Source organism: Microcystis sp. M109S1, from assembly GCF_020247025.1.
Lineage (GTDB): Bacteria > Cyanobacteriota > Cyanobacteriia > Cyanobacteriales > Microcystaceae > Microcystis.
Genome location: NZ_JADBRW010000254.1, coordinates 1 through 17281 on the forward strand (window position 1 = coordinate 1; position 17281 = coordinate 17281).

The window sequence follows — 17281 nt, forward strand, 5'->3', positions numbered from 1 at the left end:
CTTCTGCTCTTTCTTCTTCTTTAAGAGCTTTTTGTAAGTTTTTCTTTTCTTCTAAATCTAGGAAATCTTTAGCTGGCATAAGTAGAATTTTTCTCAAGTTACTATTTCTATTTTAGGTGGTTTAAGTGCGTTTTAGCTTACTATGTAAGGCTTTCAACGGTTTTGTCCTGTACTTAGACTCTCAATACACATCGTGGATTTCAAATGAGTAGACAGAGTTGGGATAGAAATAAGCCTCGAAATGCTTGTCTTGCATGGCAGTGTCGGTAAAAGCTTGGTACTTTTCATCGGGGATGACATTGCCAGGGTTTGTGGTGGTCTCCCATCGCTCGCTCAGTCCACCTACATGACCAAACGCCGATAGATTATAGTTAATCTTTCGTCCTTCGTTGAAGTTTGCGGTCACAATACTCAGTTTGCGATCTCGTTCGCTGTAAGCAACGACAGTATTGGAATCGTCACTGCCGATAATGCGGTAACCCTGTTTAATATGTCGGCTAAATTGGGAAAAGACAAAGTATTTGCGATTAGCCGAACCGATCCAGTGATCGCCTGGGTTGGACTGGATTAGCCCCCATCCATCCCAATCAAACGGCTGCCAGTAAATCCAGGCATCGGGCTTCAACTCGTTCATATCGCGGACAATAGTTTCCGCCAATGCCATGCCCGATGCATCTCCATCACCATACTCAGACATCCAAAGTTTCTTACTGCCAACGGATTGACGCAACGGTGTGCGTCCGTTCCCTCGATAGGGATTGATACCATCGTACCCGTGGACATTGACCTTAGCCACTTTGTTGCGAGTGTCTTGGTTGAAGGCATTCCAAACACTGAGAGCGCTATCCATGCTGTTCTCATCAGATGCAGTGATGCCGACACTCTGTTGTGCGCGGTTATCCAGTTCTTCGCGTAAATATTTAATCACTTCCTTTTGGATACCAACGTCAAAGTGACAGCCTTCCTGCTCTTTTGGGTAACTCCACCAGATCGCAGAAGGCTCGTTGAATGGCTCAACATAGTTGACTTTAACGCCCCAATTGTCGTGAGCGTACTTGACAACAGTAGCGAGATACTTGGCGAACTGATTGTAGTTCCAATCTTGCAGATTGTTACCCCCCCAAGAGCCTCCAGCAGTGCTGTGGTTGTAGCACATCCACCACATAGGGGAGTTCGAGAAAAACTCGACCAAATTAACACCGCGATTCAGCGCCATCAGCATCATGTGGCGCTGATTGGCATCCACCTCCCAGTTCCAACTGTTCGAGGCCGGATCGTCGCTATCCCAGTTCAGCCAATAACCTCTGATATTCTTGAAGTCTGGCATATTGGGGGAAACCTGCTCAACCGTATTGTCGTTTATTCGCGCCCCATTTCCGCCACCTCCAATGTTATAGCGGGCGATATTCATCCCCAACCCGGGCAAATTTTCTCCCTGCCATAAAACGCTATTGGTACTAAAGCAGATATCTGCCAAAGTATCGGCATTTTCCCCATCACCAAATTGATTCGCCCACCAGCATAGCGAGCAGCCCCACCCATCGAAAGACTCTGTGCGAATTTCGTTCGGGTTAATGTTAACCGTATAGTCAGCCATAATGTCCTCCAAGTTCTACTGAAACATTTCCAGTTAGGATGGGGCAATAACTTCAGAAGTCAACCACTCCACATCGGTCAGATATTATTAAGCAGTTACTCCCCAAAATTGTGCGATCGCCCCTTGCTGAAGTCCCTTTAGTCGTCAGAACTCAGCCTGGGCAAAAGCTATATGCTCGATTTATATATTTGAGAGACAATACCAAACAGACCATCTAACCACCCAATAAAGTCCAAAATAGGAGAAACAGCAGAGGGTGGATTGGAAATCAACGTATCCTCTTCCAGTAATTGTCCAAAATCAACCTCAACCTTTCCTGTCCGCTCTGTAATGCCATCGTTTTGATAAAACTTAACCCCCGCTAACTGCATGATATTAATAATTTCCTGCGCTATAATTCCATAGCCAATCGTAGTAGGATGAATACCGTCTAAAGCAAACAATCCACCCTTTTGTCTACCATTCAAGTTAGATTCAAAAAAACGAGTATCTGGCTTTGGTTGCAGCGCATCAACTGCTGGGGGTAAGGGATACGGAGTCCACCAATCAGGAATTTTCACTGTTGGATCGTCAATATAGCGCCGAGCAGCTAAACGGTCTAGTAAAGCAACAGCCTCAAAAACGTACCAGTCTTTACCTTGGTTCCGTCCCTTACGGACTGTATCCACAATATATTCGTTGTATTTGTCGATGACGCTATCAATTGCTCTAGCCTCATTGGCTGTCAGGCAAGGGTGTATATCTGGGTCGAATTTCTCCTCAGTTAACCAAATGGGAGCATAAAATGGGAAGTAACGAGAGCCTGGTTTAACTTTCTCGCCATTTCGTTCTTTATTTATACCATGAGCAAACGGAGCAACTGTGACATGAGGAACGGTTACCCAGATAACGTGACGAGCTTTGATCTGCTTAACCTCCTCAACAATCTCGTCAAGCTCGGATTTGAAGTGGCTAGGCAGCCAGACAGTATAATCATCATTCTTATCCATGTCTTTGAAGTCGTCACCCGACCACTCCACTTTAAAAGTAAGGATACTGCCCAAAACATTATTGGCACCAATGAAGATAATTAGGGTTTCAATACCGTCCCCCTGCCCATCTTCCTGACTGCCCTCTTCACCTAAAGCCGTCGCTGCACCTAAAGGAGTTAAAGAATTTCCAGCAGCATCGCGTGCAGTATTTAAAACGTGCAGTGCTGCTATATCATTGGCATTCTCGGGAACTATTTTAGATAACTCAAAATTATTCCTAGGCGGAGCTTTTTGGATAGCTTGTTTACAGATATCTGCCTTCCGGGACAGTGTATTACGAAGATCCCATCCATAGACAGCCAAGTTATGGTTAATTGCTTCTGCTTCAGGAGGGTTCGCTCCTGGACCTCTTTCCCAAAAATTTTCTGATTGATCCAAATAGCCACGCAGCCAGGGCAGAATTACCGCTACATCAATAGCATTGATGCCGTCTTCAACCTGAAATCGACTGCTCAATTCTCGTGCTAACTTTTCCAGGTTAAGAGGTAAGCCATCTCCAGGACTAGCATAGGTTGGATGGCGAAAATGGCTATTCCATCCCATTTCCCGCGCAATGATCGCAGGATAGGACAACTTCGTATTGAAGATTGCTCCACTCTGAAATCCATGAGTTAAAGAGTCTCCAATTGTCACTAAACGATGCTTGGGAGTTCCTGCCCGATCGACAGTAACGGGAATACCCAATTTCGGATCTGTCTCTGGTTCGCGTGGATCTGCCCTAAGAGATTCCTTGACTTCAGCGGGGGCATCTTCCAGTCCAACCAACATATCAGGTGTAATAGATTGTGCCACTGATTTTTACCTCTATAACGGTGAGAACAAGCTCAAAACTAATGAGTGGACTTTTTTTTATAATATTTTTATCTTAGCAGACTAGACGACTTGCTATTTGGGCACGACTAGCTCGGCGCTGCTTCGACAGAGTGAGGTGGCCCCCAGTTGCTGGACAGTTTTAGAGGGGAACTAACACAAAAACTGGGTCAAAAACGTCACAAAACTTACGCTGGGTTATGCCCGATCGATCTCCACTCCGCAAATCTTCTTGTTACAAAATGTTAACGGGACGTTAACATTCCGCACCCAATTCATTTGTTTTTTGACCTGCTCCCATTCCAGATACCACATTTGAGGCGCGTTGCGGCAGAATTTAGAATAGGCATATCGGGCAAACGTTCTGCCATATTGCAGGTAGCCGAATACTTTAAATCCATCCCATCGCATCTCTGTTTCTTCCTACGCCGCCATTCCTCCATCTCCTCAGCAGCATCCTCTTCAAGCCAGGCGATCTGCTCTGGCGTAATGCCGCTGTCAAGTAATTTCTTGCGAAATTCGGGGCGGACGCTTCCGTCGGGAAAATGAAGCTGGCTTAGAGATTCAAGAGACAGCACTGGGCGAATTCTCCATAACTGCTAGAACACCGATTCAGTAATAACTTGCCGAGTAAAAATACTCAGTCAAAATTGAAAAAGGTCATTGTCCTTCACTCAAAATTAATATGAATGTCCCATAGGAAAGTTTATTGGCGTAAGCTTTACGCCAATAAATTTCTAATTTAATTAATCAATTTATTCTCTTAAAATTGAGAGCGAGATGGTTAACTTTTAAGTTACTTTTTCAGCTTACTTTCTCTTCGTTTTGGCTCTCCATCCGAGCTAAAACATGAAGGTTATGGACAACAGCACTCCGACGCAAATCGAATAAATTTTTCCTAACACCAAGGTAACGAGCTTTGTCCCCTTGAATCCGCCCAATGTGAGACAAACTATGTTCTACAGCTACTCTTTCTCTTAGTTTTGCTCGACCTTGAGGGGTTAATTGACGCTCTCTTAATTCACAGAAGAATTTCTCGTCGGGATGAATTGAAATACTACGCCCTTTTTTACTACTGGTGCAACGTTCTTGTTGAGGACAAATGGCACATACAGAAGCAGGAAATTGGACTTTTCCACCAACAGTAAACGGTAAAGTTACTTGATTGGGACAGCAAATAGTTCCCGCTTCCCAGTCTAAAATAAATGCCGTCTTGGTAAATTTTTTTCCATTTCTCACCGCCCATGCTTTACAGTAGATAGTTAACTCATCACCCCTCTCTTTGACCAAAGAACTACTCAGATAGGCTCGGTCAATATGTAACTCGACTAACTTGACCTTTTGAGATTTCAAGTCTGAAGATATCGCCTCAGTTACTGAGGCTTCAGGGACATTAGCCTGAGTTATCCCTACTGCTCGAACTAACCCAAGCTCCAAGTCTCGTAAAACATGACGTTTGTAACCATCAAAACGTTTATTTTTACTAGATCTCTTGCAAAAGTAATCAAGATATATATTTTTCTCGGTAACGAAGTTCGTAATTGTAGATACCAGCAATCAAATTCAATCTCAGACCAAATCGCCGTCTGCGATTTCTGTATCTTGATGAAAGTATCCGAAATATTTTGAGACGACGATGAATATGTTCTATAACTATGCGCCGTTGTGATAACTGACGGTTGGCTTTTTTTTGCTCTTTACTTAGTTTTTCTTTTTTCTTTTTTTTATGAGGAATCTGACTGTTTTGATGGATTTTCTGAATCCCTTGATAGCCTTTGTCCCCTAATATTTCTATTTCCTTATTTAACCCTATTTTGCTCTCTTTCCACAGTCGAAAATCATGGACTCTTCCTTTCTCACAACGGACACAGATTACCTGCTCGCTTTTTTGATCGGCAACGACTTGCGACTTTAATGTGTGGTATCCCTGCTTGCCACTATAGTATGATTTCTGTTTTTTTTTGGGTCTTTCTATCTCATGTTCTGACACATCCACCACTATTACTTCTATTTCACTATTACTTTCTAATAGGGCTTTTTTTCCGGGTAGATTAAACAGACCTGATTTGATGAGAATATTCTCTACTTTCCTAACAATTCTATACGCCGTTGATTCGTTAATACCCCAGCTATTTCCCAGATGAAAATAGGTGCGATATTCTCGCCAATACTCTAATGTTATTAGTAGTTGGTCTTCTGTACTCAATTTGCTCGGTCTACCTGTCTTTTTTTGCCAAACTTTTTCTGCCTTTAGGACTGTTACCATATCCTTAAATGTATCTGGATACACGCCACACAAGCGTTTGAACTCTGTTGGCTTTAAAGTTTTTACTTGTTCGTAATTCATCTTTCAATCTTAACTCTTGGACTATTTTATCCTATTTTGTCTAGACTTATGCAAGAGATCTACTCTTACGTCCATGTCGCATTTCCTCATCTTCCAAAGAAATACGTCGGTTGGCGGCCACTCCTATTGACAATTTTACCTCACCATTATTATCTATTTCCACATCTTGTTTTTCGATGACAGAGGCTATTGCCAAATGAGAATTTATGATGGGATTTTTTTTTAGTTCTGGTTGATTTTCTAGTTGGCTTTCTAGTTGGTAAAGCACTCCTAATATTATTCCTAAAGCTAAATTTCTTGCTTCGGGTTCATCCCAATTTAAGTCTAAGGCAGATTTCAAAGAAGAACCCGTCAAGATTTCTGCCCCCATTTCGGTTGCTATCTCTGTTAAATTCTTCCCCTGTTGCTGTGCTATTATGGTCAAGGTTTTTTTTAGAGCATGACCCAATAAATTATAGGTATCTTCTACTTTAGCTGCTCCCCATAAAGGACTAGAATCCAAGGCTGCTCGTAATTGTTTGTCCCCAAACTTTTTGGTCTGGTTCGCAAGTTCCACTGTCTTTTCTATCAAGCGTCGATCTAGTTTATGAATAATTAAGGCTTGTCTAAATCTAACTAAAGTGGACTGGCAAAAAGGGGCTTGTTCGCAATCAAGACAATTCAAGACCAGTTGCCATCTTCTGTCCATTGTCAGAGCTTCAATAGCTTCAGCATCAGAAGCCCCCGTGTAGGCTTGTAAAATAGTAGTTAATGCTAGTTGTGCTGGTGGGACAGGTGGCTGCCCTTTGGGTTGATCTGCATACATCAAAGCTAGTTCTTTTTGAAAAGCTTCATCAAACAATAAATGGCGTATTTCTCGGAGAAATGTAAAAAGTTTGGCTCTTTTAATACGAGCAACAATTTTCTGTTCTAATGACGACAAATCAACAGGTGGATTCCAAGTCTGGGGACGCATAATTAGGGTTTGCTCACGAACAGTAGCAGTCTCTTAATAATTATGCACTTATTTTGAATTTAGCGATCGCCGTTTGGACCAACGCGCACCGCAAAGCGGATCTCTTCGAGATCGCCGTTCCCAGGAAAATTAGTAAGTATTTTTACTCAGCAAGCTATTACTGAATCGGTGTTCTAGGTCTTTCCCGGTCAGTGCGGCCAATTTATGGAGTAATTCGATCACTCCAAAATCATCGAGAGCTTTCCGATAATTGGGTGGTTCTAGTTGTAGATAGTTTTTTTCGGGAGTAAGCATGGCTGTTAATAAAGCGAGAAAGTATTTAGAGCGATAAAAGCGGGGGGATTAATGAGAATCTAACCTCACGACCACGATCGTTTTTTTTTCTTGAAAATACCAGTAAAATCTCAGGGACATGGAAGCGGAAGATCCCCATAGCTTTCCCCCTCGCTCGTGATAGCGATGAGTTCTCAAGCTCCTGTATTCTGGTCCGAGCGAAGTGATTAAGTAAAAAGCTTTACAATACCTATCACGAGTTTTCAATGGCAGGGAATTCAACTGTTCTGTAACCCGAGCGCTCAAGATTAGAGAGAATTGCAATTCAGATCAGATAAGCTAAACGGCGCTTAACCTGCATGATCCAATAGCTATAACCCTTTTGGAGTCTATATCGGTGATCCGAAGTAAAAGCCGTTTAGCTTAATAGGCTATCGAGCAAAGGTATAGGTAGAAGCTCGGTAGTCCGGGGGAGAGCGTATTCGACAATAGATGAGCATCATCCTTTTAAATAATTAAAGCTGGGTCGTCGATTTGAAAATCGGGCTGTATACCGAGAACGATTACTTTATTCCGACAGTGTTCGGATAGAGGATAAAAGCGCAGTTGATCTTCTCGCCGCTCAAGTAATTGGAGTAGTCTCGCTTGTAACTTTTCGTACTGAGCGGGATTGAGAACCGACTCGAACACGGATTTTTGGATTCTTACTCCGTAAGCTTCCAAGAGACGAGCGACTCTCGTGCGGCGGCGATCATCGACAATATCGTAACAGATGAGATAAAACATAGTTGCGATAGCGATAGAGTTCGGAATTTACCATTTCATTAATAAGGGGAGGTAACTATCGCTCGCTCCTTGTAAATGGGAAATGTATTGCTGAACTTGCCACTCTAACGCTTGATGGTAGGTCATGTTTCCCGCGAGCCAATGACAGACTATTGTTTGTAGTTTCGATTCCCAACAGTCAATAAACTTTGCGATACCGAGCGGGGAAAGTAAGCCGTGATCCCTTGTATCGTTCTCGATAAAATCTTCCCGAGTTAGTTGGCGGAAGTGAAGTGATTCGACGATTAGTTCTTCCACAAGTTGAGGGCGAAATTGCTCCATTAAATCGCAAACTAAAGGAGTATGATTGGAGCAACTCGTGTGAAAGTGTCCGATCTCTGGATCAAGTCCAGAGCGTGTGATTAGATGATAGAGACTTTGAGAGAGGAAAGCGTAACCCAGGTTCAGTAGCGTGTTAACCGACGAATTTCGCGGCAAAGTCGGCGAGGGTTGAATTTGAAAACTATCAGGAAGCAGGAAAGGAAAAGCTCGTCGGTAAAAGTAAGAGGCTTGTTTCTCGATACGCCACAGAGTTTGAACCGTTTTTGCACTGGGTAAATCCCCTTTTAATAGGGTTAATTTGTCTAGTGCTTGCCGAATAGCTAGACAATAGGTATTAGACGTTAAGGACTGCAAAAGTATTGTCTGGCGATTGTGGATTTTCGCTCGCAATAATGTTCGAGCGAAAGCCCGGCTAAATGCCTGATCTTGCTGACATTGTTTTTGTCGATCGATATGTTTACCGCTTAGAGGTTTTCCTCGATCGCAGTGAACTAATATCTGTCCCTGTTCAGCAATAAATAAGATAGGAATTCGATAATGCTTAACAGCATTTTCGGACTGACGGGATACTTGGACTCCGGGAAAGAGGATGATTTGTTTAACGGATTCTATGGGAATTTTCCTGAATATCTTCTGTTGTTTGAATATCTGAAAATTTTTCGAGTCTGCTTTTAAAATTGAAGGAGTCTCGGTAAGGTAAAGGGTGAACATAAGAGGTCCTCTTGGTTGAAGGATCGAGATATTGATTCTGGCTAGGTTTTTCGCCTTACGTCTATGTTAGAGAGGGGAATACAAGTTACGATTTGAGAACGGAGAAAAATTATATGAGTTTCTATATAACTTTTCGTCCAGTGATATGATTTTAGCTGTCGTGGTTTCTTCTCCACCAGCGATCTAGAGCCGCTTCTCGATCGAGAAGCGGATCGAAGTTACGCGACTTGAAATCGGAAGTGATCTCTTTTATTTAACGTGAGTTCGAGATAAACTGAACTCCCGATAAGTCGAGAGTTAAAATCTCGATTTTCTTGTCGAGATCGTGGCTAAATTCCCTTGACCCGAACTAAGATTTTCACCATTTGTTCGGTGATTGTAGCGGTCGATAAACTTCCCTTTCTCCAAGAAGACAAGCGATATACTCCCCGATTTGTAACTCGAAGCACCGATAGTAAGTGACTTTGGTTTTGGTGTAGGGATGGGTGATTTCCGATTGTAACTTCTGTTGCCAGTGCTTGAGAAAAATCTTGAGAGCCTTAGAGGTTAGATAAACTCCCCCTCGGGCATCGGGAGGAGTAAAATCCTCGACTTGAAAAATACGACCGTTGATTAGAGAAACTACCAGCGAATCAACGAGTGGCGCGCGGAACTCCTCTACTAAATCCGATAAGCTAAACGGCTTTTACTTCGGATCACCGATATAGACTCCAAAAGGGTTATAGCTATTGGATCATGCAGGTTAAGCGCCGTTTAGCTTACCAACGCCGGGTGATTGTCGCGGGGGGTATGGAGATGCCCGAAGTGGGGGTGTAGTCCGAGTGATCCGACCAGAGAATAGATATTTTGAGAGACCAGAGTGTAACCGAGACTTAACAAACTGTTGACTGGATCGGCGGGGGGACGGCGAGTTCGTTTGTCGAACGCGAAGGGCGGTTGAATTAACCGTCCTAAAGCTTCAAAATAGACCCGCGCGCACTGCCCCTCGCAACCGAGTAAACTCTCCACCGAAGGAGCGGTCTGGATTTTCTCTCGCCAGTCGCCCAACGTCGCGATCGCCTCGATTACCGATTCGTTCCTGCGTCGGCGGTTCAATCGACGCAATAAAATCTGGCTGTTATGCCGTTTGGCTTCCACAATACTCTTGGCCTGTCGTAGGGTAAACTCCTGGTCACGGGAACGATGTACCTGTCGGATCAGATAGTCGATCTCGGCGGTTTCTCCCTGCAAGCGTCCGAAATAGCGTCCCCGCCCGGAGAGAAACATCACCGGTATCTGTCGTCGCAAGGCTAGATTGACCGCGCCGTGGGAGAGAGCGCCAGAACCGAACAGGACAACGTGACTGACTTGATTGACGGGAACAGAGATTTCTAGAACACCCTCTCGGTAAACCTGAAATTGCTGGTGCTTGACCTTTAGGCAAGCTCTCTCTTCGGTGACGTAGAGTATCGCCATCGTTTTTCTCCGTGAAATGTTACTTCCTATTGTTCACGGGGGGATATAAGTTACTAGCCGAGAATCGAGGAGGACATAAGAGTTGATATATGACTTCGATCTCCGATTGTTCGGGCGGTACTCGTGCTAAGGTGGAGAAAAATCGGCACCGACCCGTTTCGATCGCCGATAACTACGAGTCAAGATCGAAAAAGACCGATGGGAAAGCGATCGCTGGTGGCCTCGATTACTGGAATCAAGGTGGCCAAGCTAAAGTTAGAAGGCAGAAATTTGAGCCAGAAAGCATTGGGGGAAGAACTCGGGATTTCTTGGTCAACTATTAGCAAGTTTTTCAATGGAAAACCCGTAGATCGTCCTATTTTTGTCGAGATTTGCGAGTTTCTATCTTTGGAATGGGAAGATGTTGCCCTGTTTCCAGAAAGGAGTGGTGAGGCAGGGGAGGAACATCCCCGCCCCGCTCCCGAACCTCCCGTGAGCGAAGCGCTGCTGCAAGCAGATCGACCTATCGAGAGGTTCGGGGCGTTAATCGCCGATAAAACCGAGGGTTTCGTCGGGAGGGAATACGTCTTCGAGGCGATCTCCGAATTCTTGACCGTTCACCCCAAAGGTTACTTTATCCTGCAAGCCGATCCGGGCATGGGAAAAAGTGCCATTCTCGCCAGATACGTTCAGCGTTACCCTTGTCTCGCCTATTTCAATGTCAGAGCGCAGGGAATTAACCGCGCCGGGCAATTTCTAGAAAGCATCTGTACCCAATTGATCCGGCGTTACGACCTACCCTACCCCGTTTTACCCCAGGGTGCCACGTCCGACGGCGATTTCTTCGCCCGATTGCTAGTCGAGGCGAGCGGGCGATTGGAGAACGGGGAAAAACTAGCGATCGTTATCGATGCCCTAGACGAAGTAGACACGGCTGGTCAAGACCCCGGAGCTAATCTCCTCTACCTTCCCGCCCATTTACCCGGCGGGGTGTACTTGATTCTCTCCCAACGCCCGATCACTCTTCCTTTAACGATTCACGCGCCCGAATACCGGTTCGATTTGAAGCAGTACGAACGGGAGAGTTCGCAGGATGTACGGGACTACCTTCACGGCGCGACCGAACGGGAGAAACTTCGGGACTGGATCGAGGGGAAGCGGTTGTCGATCGAGGAATTCGTTTCCCGTCTCGCCCACCTGAGCGAGAATAACTTCATGTACTTGCGTTACGTCTTACCGCAAATCGAGGCGGGATTCTATCGGGATTTTAAAATTGACGGTTTACCGAAAGGGTTAGAGGGCTACTACGAGGATCACTGGCGACGCATGGGGATGAATGTCAAACCCATACCGCACCTCAAGCTAAAAATCATTTATATTTTAGGGGAGATCCGCCAACCCGTTTCCCGACAGTTGCTCGCAGAATATGCCAGAGAGGGGCAGTTGACCGTTCAAGAGGTACTGGACGATTGGGAGCAGTTTCTACACGAGCGGGAAATCGAGGAGCAAAATTGCTACAGCATCTAAGCTAAACGGCTTTTACTTCGGATCACCGATATAGACTCCAAAAGGGTTATAGCTATTGGATCATGCAGGTTAAGCGCCGTTTAGCTTATCACACCAGCTTTCTGGATTTTCTCCACCGTAAAGATATCGTGCGGGCGGCTGGAATCGATCTGGTCAAGATTAACACCTTGATCGCCGATCGCCTGTGGGCGGGGTTATTCGATGATGACTGATCTCGGGGCGAAATTGCGTCGGATGCCCCCTGATCGACGGCGCGCGACCCTGGCTAACTTGCCCTCTCATCTAGCCAACGCGGACGAGAGCGATCGTCTATACTTTCTACTGATGAATTTTGCCTTTATCGAGGCCAAGATTTTTGAATTGGAGTTACGGTCACTCGTTGAAGATTATGTTTTAGCGGTACAATCCCCCCTAAACATTCCGGAAGAAAAAAAAGGAACTCTGAGATTACTTCAACGCGCTATTCAACTTTCAGCGCATATTTTAGAGCGAGATAAAACTCAACTAGCGTCACAGTTAATCGGGCGTTTATTCTCTTTTCCAGAAATAGAAATTCAAAACCTTTTGGAGTGCGTCAAATCCAGTCAATCGCGGACTTGGATACGTCCTTTAACCCCAACGCTAACCCCTCCCGACGATACTTTAACGGGTACTCTTGTCGGACATAGAGGGCCGGTTCAAGCGGTCACGATAGTGGCCGATGGCCGAAGAGCGATCTCTGGGGGAGAGGACAAAGATCTTTACGTTTGGGACTTGGCTGCCGGAACCCGGATTCATCATCTTTCGGGCCATCATCAGGGAATCCTCGCGGTTGCCGTCACTCCCGATGGTCAAAAAGCGGTTTCCGCCTCTAGAGATACCACTCTAAAGATCTGGGATTTAATGAACGGGAGGGAGATAAAGACTCTGAGTGGTCATACCGCCCCGGTGTTGTCGGTAGCCATCACTCCCGACGGAGCGAGGGTGATTTCGATTTCGGCGGACAGAAGCCTGAAAATCTGGGATTTACGGGATGGTACGGGCATACCGCATCCCTTGCTCTCTCCTCTAGGGAGACTAGCGATCGCCATCACGCCCGATGGAAAGTATCTTCTTTCCTCTAGGGAGGATAATACGATCGGGTTAGAGGAATTGGCAACGGGAAGGGAAGTTCATCGGCTAGTCGGGCATCATGGTTTTTGTTTCGGGTTGGCTCTGACTCCCGATGGAAAATACGCGGTTTCCGCTTCCGTCGATACTACCTTAAAGGTTTGGTATCTAACCAGTGGTAAAGAAGTTTATACCTTGACCGGGCATAGTAGCTTGGTGAGAGCGGTCGCGATGACTCCCGATGGAAAAAAAGCGATCTCTGCCTCGGATGACAAAACGATCAAGGTTTGGGATCTAGCCCTAGGGAAAGAGTTATCTATATTTTCAGGACACAGTGGATGGATACATACGGTCGCCGTAACTTCGGACGGACAAACAGTGATTTCAGGTTCTGAAGATCGAACTTTAAAAGTTTGGAATTTGTGCGGTTTTAATACAGCAAGAAATATTCCTCGTCATTCCGATCGAGTGGTATCAATTACCACGACTCCCGATGCAACTTTAGCGATTTCTAGCTCGGTAGATTGTACCGTGAAAGTTTGGAATTTGTTCAATGGTAATCCAGTATATGATTTCACTAGCCATAAGGATTGGGTTCTCAATGTAGTGGTCGATCGAGAAGGAAAAAGAATGCTCTCCGCTTCTAAAATGGAAATCAAAATCTGGGATTTATGTAAGGGTACCGAGTTGGGATCTCTTCGCGGACATGAAGATTGGGTTTTAGCGGTCGTGATTAGTCCAGATGGACATTTTGCTGTTTCGGCTTCTAGAGATAAAACATTGATAGTTTGGAATTTGGAAAATCGGCAAAAAGTTTTTTCCTTAACAGGACATACCGAGTGGATAGAATCGGTCAATTTTATCCCCAATACAAAACAAGTGATTTCTTTTTCTGGTGACTCTTCTCTCAAAGTTTGGGACTGGGAAACTGGAAAAGAAATGTATTCTCTAACCGGACATTCCGCCCCCGTATTAGCCGTAGCTGTTACTCCCGATGGACAACAAGCGATCTCGGCTTCAAGAGATTCGACTTTAAAAGTTTGGGATCTGACAACAGCCCGAGAACGATTCAGTCTTGAAGGTCATACTAATGTGGTGAATCGTGTGGTTCTCGTGTCGGGAAAGTGGTTGGCAGTTTCCTCTTCTTGGGATGGAACCTTAAAAGTATGGGATCTTAAAAATGGTCTTGAACTGCGTACTTTAGTTGGGCATAACCAACGCGTAAATTCAGTTATTGTTACTCATCATGAAGATCTTATAATTTCTATATCTGCGGACACAACTTTTAAAGTTTGGAATATTCAAACTGGTCAAATTATTACTAGCTTTACGGGAGAAGCGGAATTAATTTCTTGTTCTTTTTCAGAAATTAGTAAAATAATTATAGTTGGAGATGTTTTAGGAAACTTGTATTTTTTACAATTAGAAATACTCTAGTTTTTATCGATAGAAAATTTTTGTATCGTAAGTTATAAGTACCTAGTCAAAATTATTTACACATGATAATCACTGCCTCGTAAAGATTTTAGCTCTCTCGGATGGGTAATTAATTCTGCCTACCTACTTAAATAAAGTTACGGGAAAGTCAGAATTGACTCAGCAAAAAGGAAATTCTGGCAGGCTTTTAGGTTTCCATTAATTCAACTTCCGAGGAAGTCAGAAGCCGCAATGAAAAATTGTACGCCGAGTACGTTAAAGTGGTTTCCATTAATTCAACTTCCGAGGAAGTCAGAAGCGTCTCGCTGGGGTTAACGAAAAATACGGTCTTAAAGTTTCCATTAATTCAACTTCCGAGGAAGTCAGAAGTGAAAAATCTTCATTATTTCACGCTTTGCGCGTAATGTTTCCATTAATTCAACTTCCGAGGAAGTCAGAAGCGGATTGGTTTTCTGCGGTTTCAAAACCAGGGGAGAAGTGTTTCCATTAATTCAACTTCCGAGGAAGTCAGAAGACCAAAATTTTCGCGGGGATTGGGAACTTGTGTCTAGTTTCCATTAATTCAACTTCCGAGGAAGTCAGAAGTGATTGAACAGGAACTCAATCAAGAATACAACCCGAAGTTTCCATTAATTCAACTTCCGAGGAAGACAGAAGAATTACCTTCACAGGAACAATTGTACTCTGTCATTTCAGGTTTCCATTAATTCAACTTCCGAGGAAGTCAGAAGATGAGAACCTCCTCCTAGGAGTAATTTATATAGGTTCTTGTTTCCATTAATTCAACTTCCGAGGAAGTCAGAAGTGTTAAGTGTATCCGCTTGCCCAAATAGTTAGTCTCACGTTTCCATTAATTCAACTTCCGAGGAAGTCAGAAGTTTTGGAGTAATAGTGCTGATTTTTGTTCCTAAACGTAAGTTTCCATTAATTCAACTTCCGAGGAAGTCAGAAGCAAAATCTTTTTCTGCGGGAACAGGAAACTTTGCTGGTTTCCATTAATTCAACTTCCGAGGAAGTCAGAAGTGTATTTCTGATTACTCTGTTTTTCTAGCGGCGATTCTAATCGTTTCCATTAATTCAACTTCCGAGGAAGTCAGAAGAGCATGGATTTTCCTGCTAGCAATACTGGGCGGAAACGCCCGTTTCCATTAATTCAACTTCCGAGGAAGTCAGAAGAAACCTTGGGTGCGGTTGGAAAAGGGAGTTCCAGTTTCCATTAATTCAACTTCCGAGGAAGTCAGAAGTCCTACAAACAAACACCCTAGGGGAGCATATCCTGTTTCCATTAATTCAACTTCCGAGGAAGTCAGAAGACTTTGCATGCTGGAGACACTGAAAAAAACTGGTTTGTAGTTTCCATTAATTCAACTTCCGAGGAAGTCAGAAGCGTTTTCGTTTTTGCGATCAAAAACTTTAAGGACCTTAGTTTCCATTAATTCAACTTCCGAGGAAGTCAGAAGAACAATAGTAGCAACGGGCTTAACTATGGTGATAATAGTTTCCATTAATTCAACTTCCGAGGAAGTCAGAAGAAAAAGATTCTAATTCTGACAAAAAACCCCAACCAAAGTTTCCATTAATTCAACTTCCGAGGAAGTCAGAAGCGCCTCATCCCGAAAGAGGGATGGTGCGTTTTTCTTGTTTCCATTAATTCAACTTCCGAGGAAGTCAGAAGACCTAGGCTTTCGGGCCCTTGGTCTTCTTCTCATAGAAGTTTCCATTAATTCAACTTCCGAGGAAGTCAGAAGCTGTTGTTGTTTGGTTTTGGGGGGTTCGTCTATCGTTTCCATTAATTCAACTTCCGAGGAAGTCAGAAGCCTTCTCCGTGTTTGAAGGAAGCACAAACTTTGTGGTTTCCATTAATTCAACTTCCGAGGAAGTCAGAAGCATTCTCCGATTCGGATATTCTTTTAATATCCGAAAAAAGTTTCCATTAATTCAACTTCCGAGGAAGTCAGAAGTTTCACAACGTGTCATCTGGGTTCGAGAACTTTACAGGTGGACAGAGTTTCCATTAATTCAACTTCCGAGGAAGTCAGAAGAAGCAGTAAAATCTCTAATGTTTGAGATCATCAACTGTTTCCATTAATTCAACTTCCGAGGAAGTCAGAAGTAAAAGTAATAAAACAGTTCAATACCAAACTGTTTTTGTTTCCATTAATTCAACTTCCGAGGAAGTCAGAAGTGTTCGTCTCCGTTAACAGTGTAATCATCAACCTCGATGGTTTCCATTAATTCAACTTCCGAGGAAGTCAGAAGTTTTGGGATGCCAAAAGCTTCAAAGGAATTGGGGATGAAGTTTCCATTAATTCAACTTCCGAGGAAGTCAGAAGAACGGAGGAGGAATCCGCCGCTATCGAGCAGGTTTCCATTAATTCAACTTCCGAGGAAGTCAGAAGAATAGTGCTACACCGTAATTTTTCAAAACAAGAGTTTCCATTAATTCAACTTCCGAGGAAGTCAGAAGGCCTATTAAATTAAAAAACCTGTCCGGCAACGGATTCGTTGTTTCCATTAATTCAACTTCCGAGGAAGTCAGAAGTGGTTGAGACCTCACAAAAAGAAGTCGAAGCCAAAAGTTTCCATTAATTCAACTTCCGAGGAAGTCAGAAGAAAGCGTATGTATCGTTTGAGGAAACTCAACGGTTTTAGTTTCCATTAATTCAACTTCCGAGGAAGTCAGAAGCGCGCAGCGACGCGATCGCTTCTTTTTTGGCTTATTTGTTTCCATTAATTCAACTTCCGAGGAAGTCAGAAGAGTGGGGTTCTGAAAACCTTGCTCCGAGAGGATTGTAACCCATCGAATCTGGGGGGGTCAACTGGCGGGTCGAATAATCGCGAAGATTTCTCGATAACTACCCTACCGGAAAGCCTCAAACCCTTACCTCGTCCTAGCTCCGTAGGGGTCAACGGAAAAATGGGGGTTCGCGGGATCGCTTGACCCCTACGGAAAGTAAAGAAGC

At 44.0% G+C, this 17281-nt stretch carries 13 protein-coding genes, 2 pseudogenes and 1 CRISPR repeat array; of the genes and pseudogenes, 4 read left to right on the forward strand and 11 right to left on the reverse strand.

The window, feature by feature from the left end; genetic code table 11:
- Window positions 1–181: 181 nt before the first annotated feature.
- The 11 genes and pseudogenes from IM322_RS12605 to cas1 (IM322_RS12650) all read right to left on the reverse strand — a co-directional run bounded on the left by IM322_RS12605 (window position 182) and on the right by cas1 (IM322_RS12650) (window position 10286).
- On the reverse strand, window positions 182–1597 hold the full coding sequence (locus tag IM322_RS12605) for a glycoside hydrolase (RefSeq protein ID WP_287673397.1): 1416 nt from the start codon (window positions 1595–1597) through the stop codon (window positions 182–184).
- A gap of 167 nt (window positions 1598–1764) precedes the next feature.
- Window positions 1765–3420 (reverse strand): hypothetical protein, encoded by a 1656-nt coding sequence (locus IM322_RS12610; RefSeq protein WP_287673398.1) that lies wholly within the window; start codon window positions 3418–3420, stop codon window positions 1765–1767.
- A gap of 293 nt (window positions 3421–3713) precedes the next feature.
- The gene (locus tag IM322_RS12615) at window positions 3714–4016 is read right to left on the reverse strand and encodes a hypothetical protein (protein ID WP_287673399.1); all 303 of its coding nucleotides are present in this window, start codon (window positions 4014–4016) and stop codon (window positions 3714–3716) included.
- A 226-nt stretch (window positions 4017–4242) separates the two neighbouring features.
- Window positions 4243–4929 (reverse strand): annotated as a pseudogene (locus IM322_RS12620) (transposase); the annotation flags it as partial.
- 13 nt (window positions 4930–4942) lie between these two features.
- A complete protein-coding gene (locus IM322_RS12625) occupies window positions 4943–5785 on the reverse strand; it encodes an IS5 family transposase (protein ID WP_287673400.1) in 843 nt (280 codons plus the stop codon).
- Between the two features lie 46 nt (window positions 5786–5831).
- Window positions 5832–6740 carry a transposase gene (locus IM322_RS12630; protein ID WP_287673401.1) on the reverse strand — a complete coding sequence of 303 codons (909 nt, stop codon included), beginning with the start codon at window positions 6738–6740 and terminating at the stop codon, window positions 5832–5834.
- Window positions 6741–6869: 129 nt separating this feature from the next.
- Entirely contained in the window at window positions 6870–7034 is a 165-nt protein-coding gene (locus IM322_RS12635) for a hypothetical protein (RefSeq protein ID WP_287673402.1), read from the reverse strand.
- A gap of 486 nt (window positions 7035–7520) precedes the next feature.
- Window positions 7521–7799, reverse strand: coding sequence for a CRISPR-associated endonuclease Cas2 (cas2, locus tag IM322_RS12640; RefSeq protein ID WP_287673403.1), 279 nt, complete (start codon window positions 7797–7799; stop codon window positions 7521–7523).
- 27 nt (window positions 7800–7826) lie between these two features.
- Window positions 7827–8831 carry a CRISPR-associated endonuclease Cas1 gene (cas1, locus tag IM322_RS12645; RefSeq protein WP_287673405.1) on the reverse strand — a complete coding sequence of 335 codons (1005 nt, stop codon included), beginning with the start codon at window positions 8829–8831 and terminating at the stop codon, window positions 7827–7829.
- Between the two features lie 358 nt (window positions 8832–9189).
- Window positions 9190–9489 (reverse strand): annotated as a pseudogene (locus IM322_RS23345) (CRISPR-associated endonuclease Cas1); the annotation flags it as partial.
- A 95-nt stretch (window positions 9490–9584) separates the two neighbouring features.
- Window positions 9585–10286, reverse strand: a complete 702-nt coding sequence (gene cas1, locus IM322_RS12650; protein ID WP_287673406.1) for a CRISPR-associated endonuclease Cas1 — start codon at window positions 10284–10286, stop codon at window positions 9585–9587.
- Between the two features lie 89 nt (window positions 10287–10375).
- Between cas1 (IM322_RS12650) and IM322_RS12655 the strand changes: the two genes are divergently transcribed.
- The 4 genes from IM322_RS12655 to IM322_RS12670 all read left to right on the forward strand — a co-directional run bounded on the left by IM322_RS12655 (window position 10376) and on the right by IM322_RS12670 (window position 14318).
- Entirely contained in the window at window positions 10376–10609 is a 234-nt protein-coding gene (locus IM322_RS12655; RefSeq protein ID WP_287673407.1) for a hypothetical protein, read from the forward strand.
- Window positions 10527–11792, forward strand: a complete 1266-nt coding sequence (locus IM322_RS12660) for an AAA family ATPase (RefSeq protein WP_353737512.1) — start codon at window positions 10527–10529, stop codon at window positions 11790–11792. Before IM322_RS12655 ends, IM322_RS12660 begins: the two co-directional genes overlap by 83 nt.
- 62 nt (window positions 11793–11854) lie before the next feature.
- Window positions 11855–12004: a hypothetical protein gene (locus IM322_RS12665; RefSeq protein ID WP_287673410.1), complete on the forward strand. Its 150-nt coding sequence runs from the start codon at window positions 11855–11857 to the stop codon at window positions 12002–12004.
- The gene (locus IM322_RS12670; RefSeq protein WP_287673412.1) at window positions 11994–14318 is read left to right on the forward strand and encodes a hypothetical protein; all 2325 of its coding nucleotides are present in this window, start codon (window positions 11994–11996) and stop codon (window positions 14316–14318) included. Before IM322_RS12665 ends, IM322_RS12670 begins: the two co-directional genes overlap by 11 nt.
- Before the next feature lie 191 nt (window positions 14319–14509).
- A CRISPR array of direct repeats spans window positions 14510–17076; the repeat unit is 35 nt; unit sequence GTTTCCATTAATTCAACTTCCGAGGAAGTCAGAAG.
- The last annotated feature ends 205 nt before the right edge of the window (window positions 17077–17281 follow it).

Bases quoted from the DNA above. Each gene is read 5' to 3' on its own strand.
- IM322_RS12605 (WP_287673397.1), bottom strand. From the start codon at position 1,597: ATGGCTGACTATACGGTTAACATTAACCCGAACGAAATTCGCACAGAG.
- IM322_RS12625 (WP_287673400.1), bottom strand. From the start codon at position 5,785: ATGAATTACGAACAAGTAAAAACTTTAAAGCCAACAGAGTTCAAACGC.
- IM322_RS12655 (WP_287673407.1), top strand. From the start codon at position 10,376: ATGACTTCGATCTCCGATTGTTCGGGCGGTACTCGTGCTAAGGTGGAG.
- IM322_RS12665 (WP_287673410.1), top strand. From the start codon at position 11,855: ATGCAGGTTAAGCGCCGTTTAGCTTATCACACCAGCTTTCTGGATTTT.
- cas2 (WP_287673403.1), bottom strand. From the start codon at position 7,799: ATGTTTTATCTCATCTGTTACGATATTGTCGATGATCGCCGCCGCACG.
- IM322_RS12670 (WP_287673412.1), top strand. From the start codon at position 11,994: ATGATGACTGATCTCGGGGCGAAATTGCGTCGGATGCCCCCTGATCGA.
- IM322_RS12630 (WP_287673401.1), bottom strand. From the start codon at position 6,740: ATGCGTCCCCAGACTTGGAATCCACCTGTTGATTTGTCGTCATTAGAA.
- IM322_RS12635 (WP_287673402.1), bottom strand. From the start codon at position 7,034: ATGCTTACTCCCGAAAAAAACTATCTACAACTAGAACCACCCAATTAT.
- cas1 (WP_287673405.1), bottom strand. From the start codon at position 8,831: ATGTTCACCCTTTACCTTACCGAGACTCCTTCAATTTTAAAAGCAGAC.
- cas1 (WP_287673406.1), bottom strand. From the start codon at position 10,286: ATGGCGATACTCTACGTCACCGAAGAGAGAGCTTGCCTAAAGGTCAAG.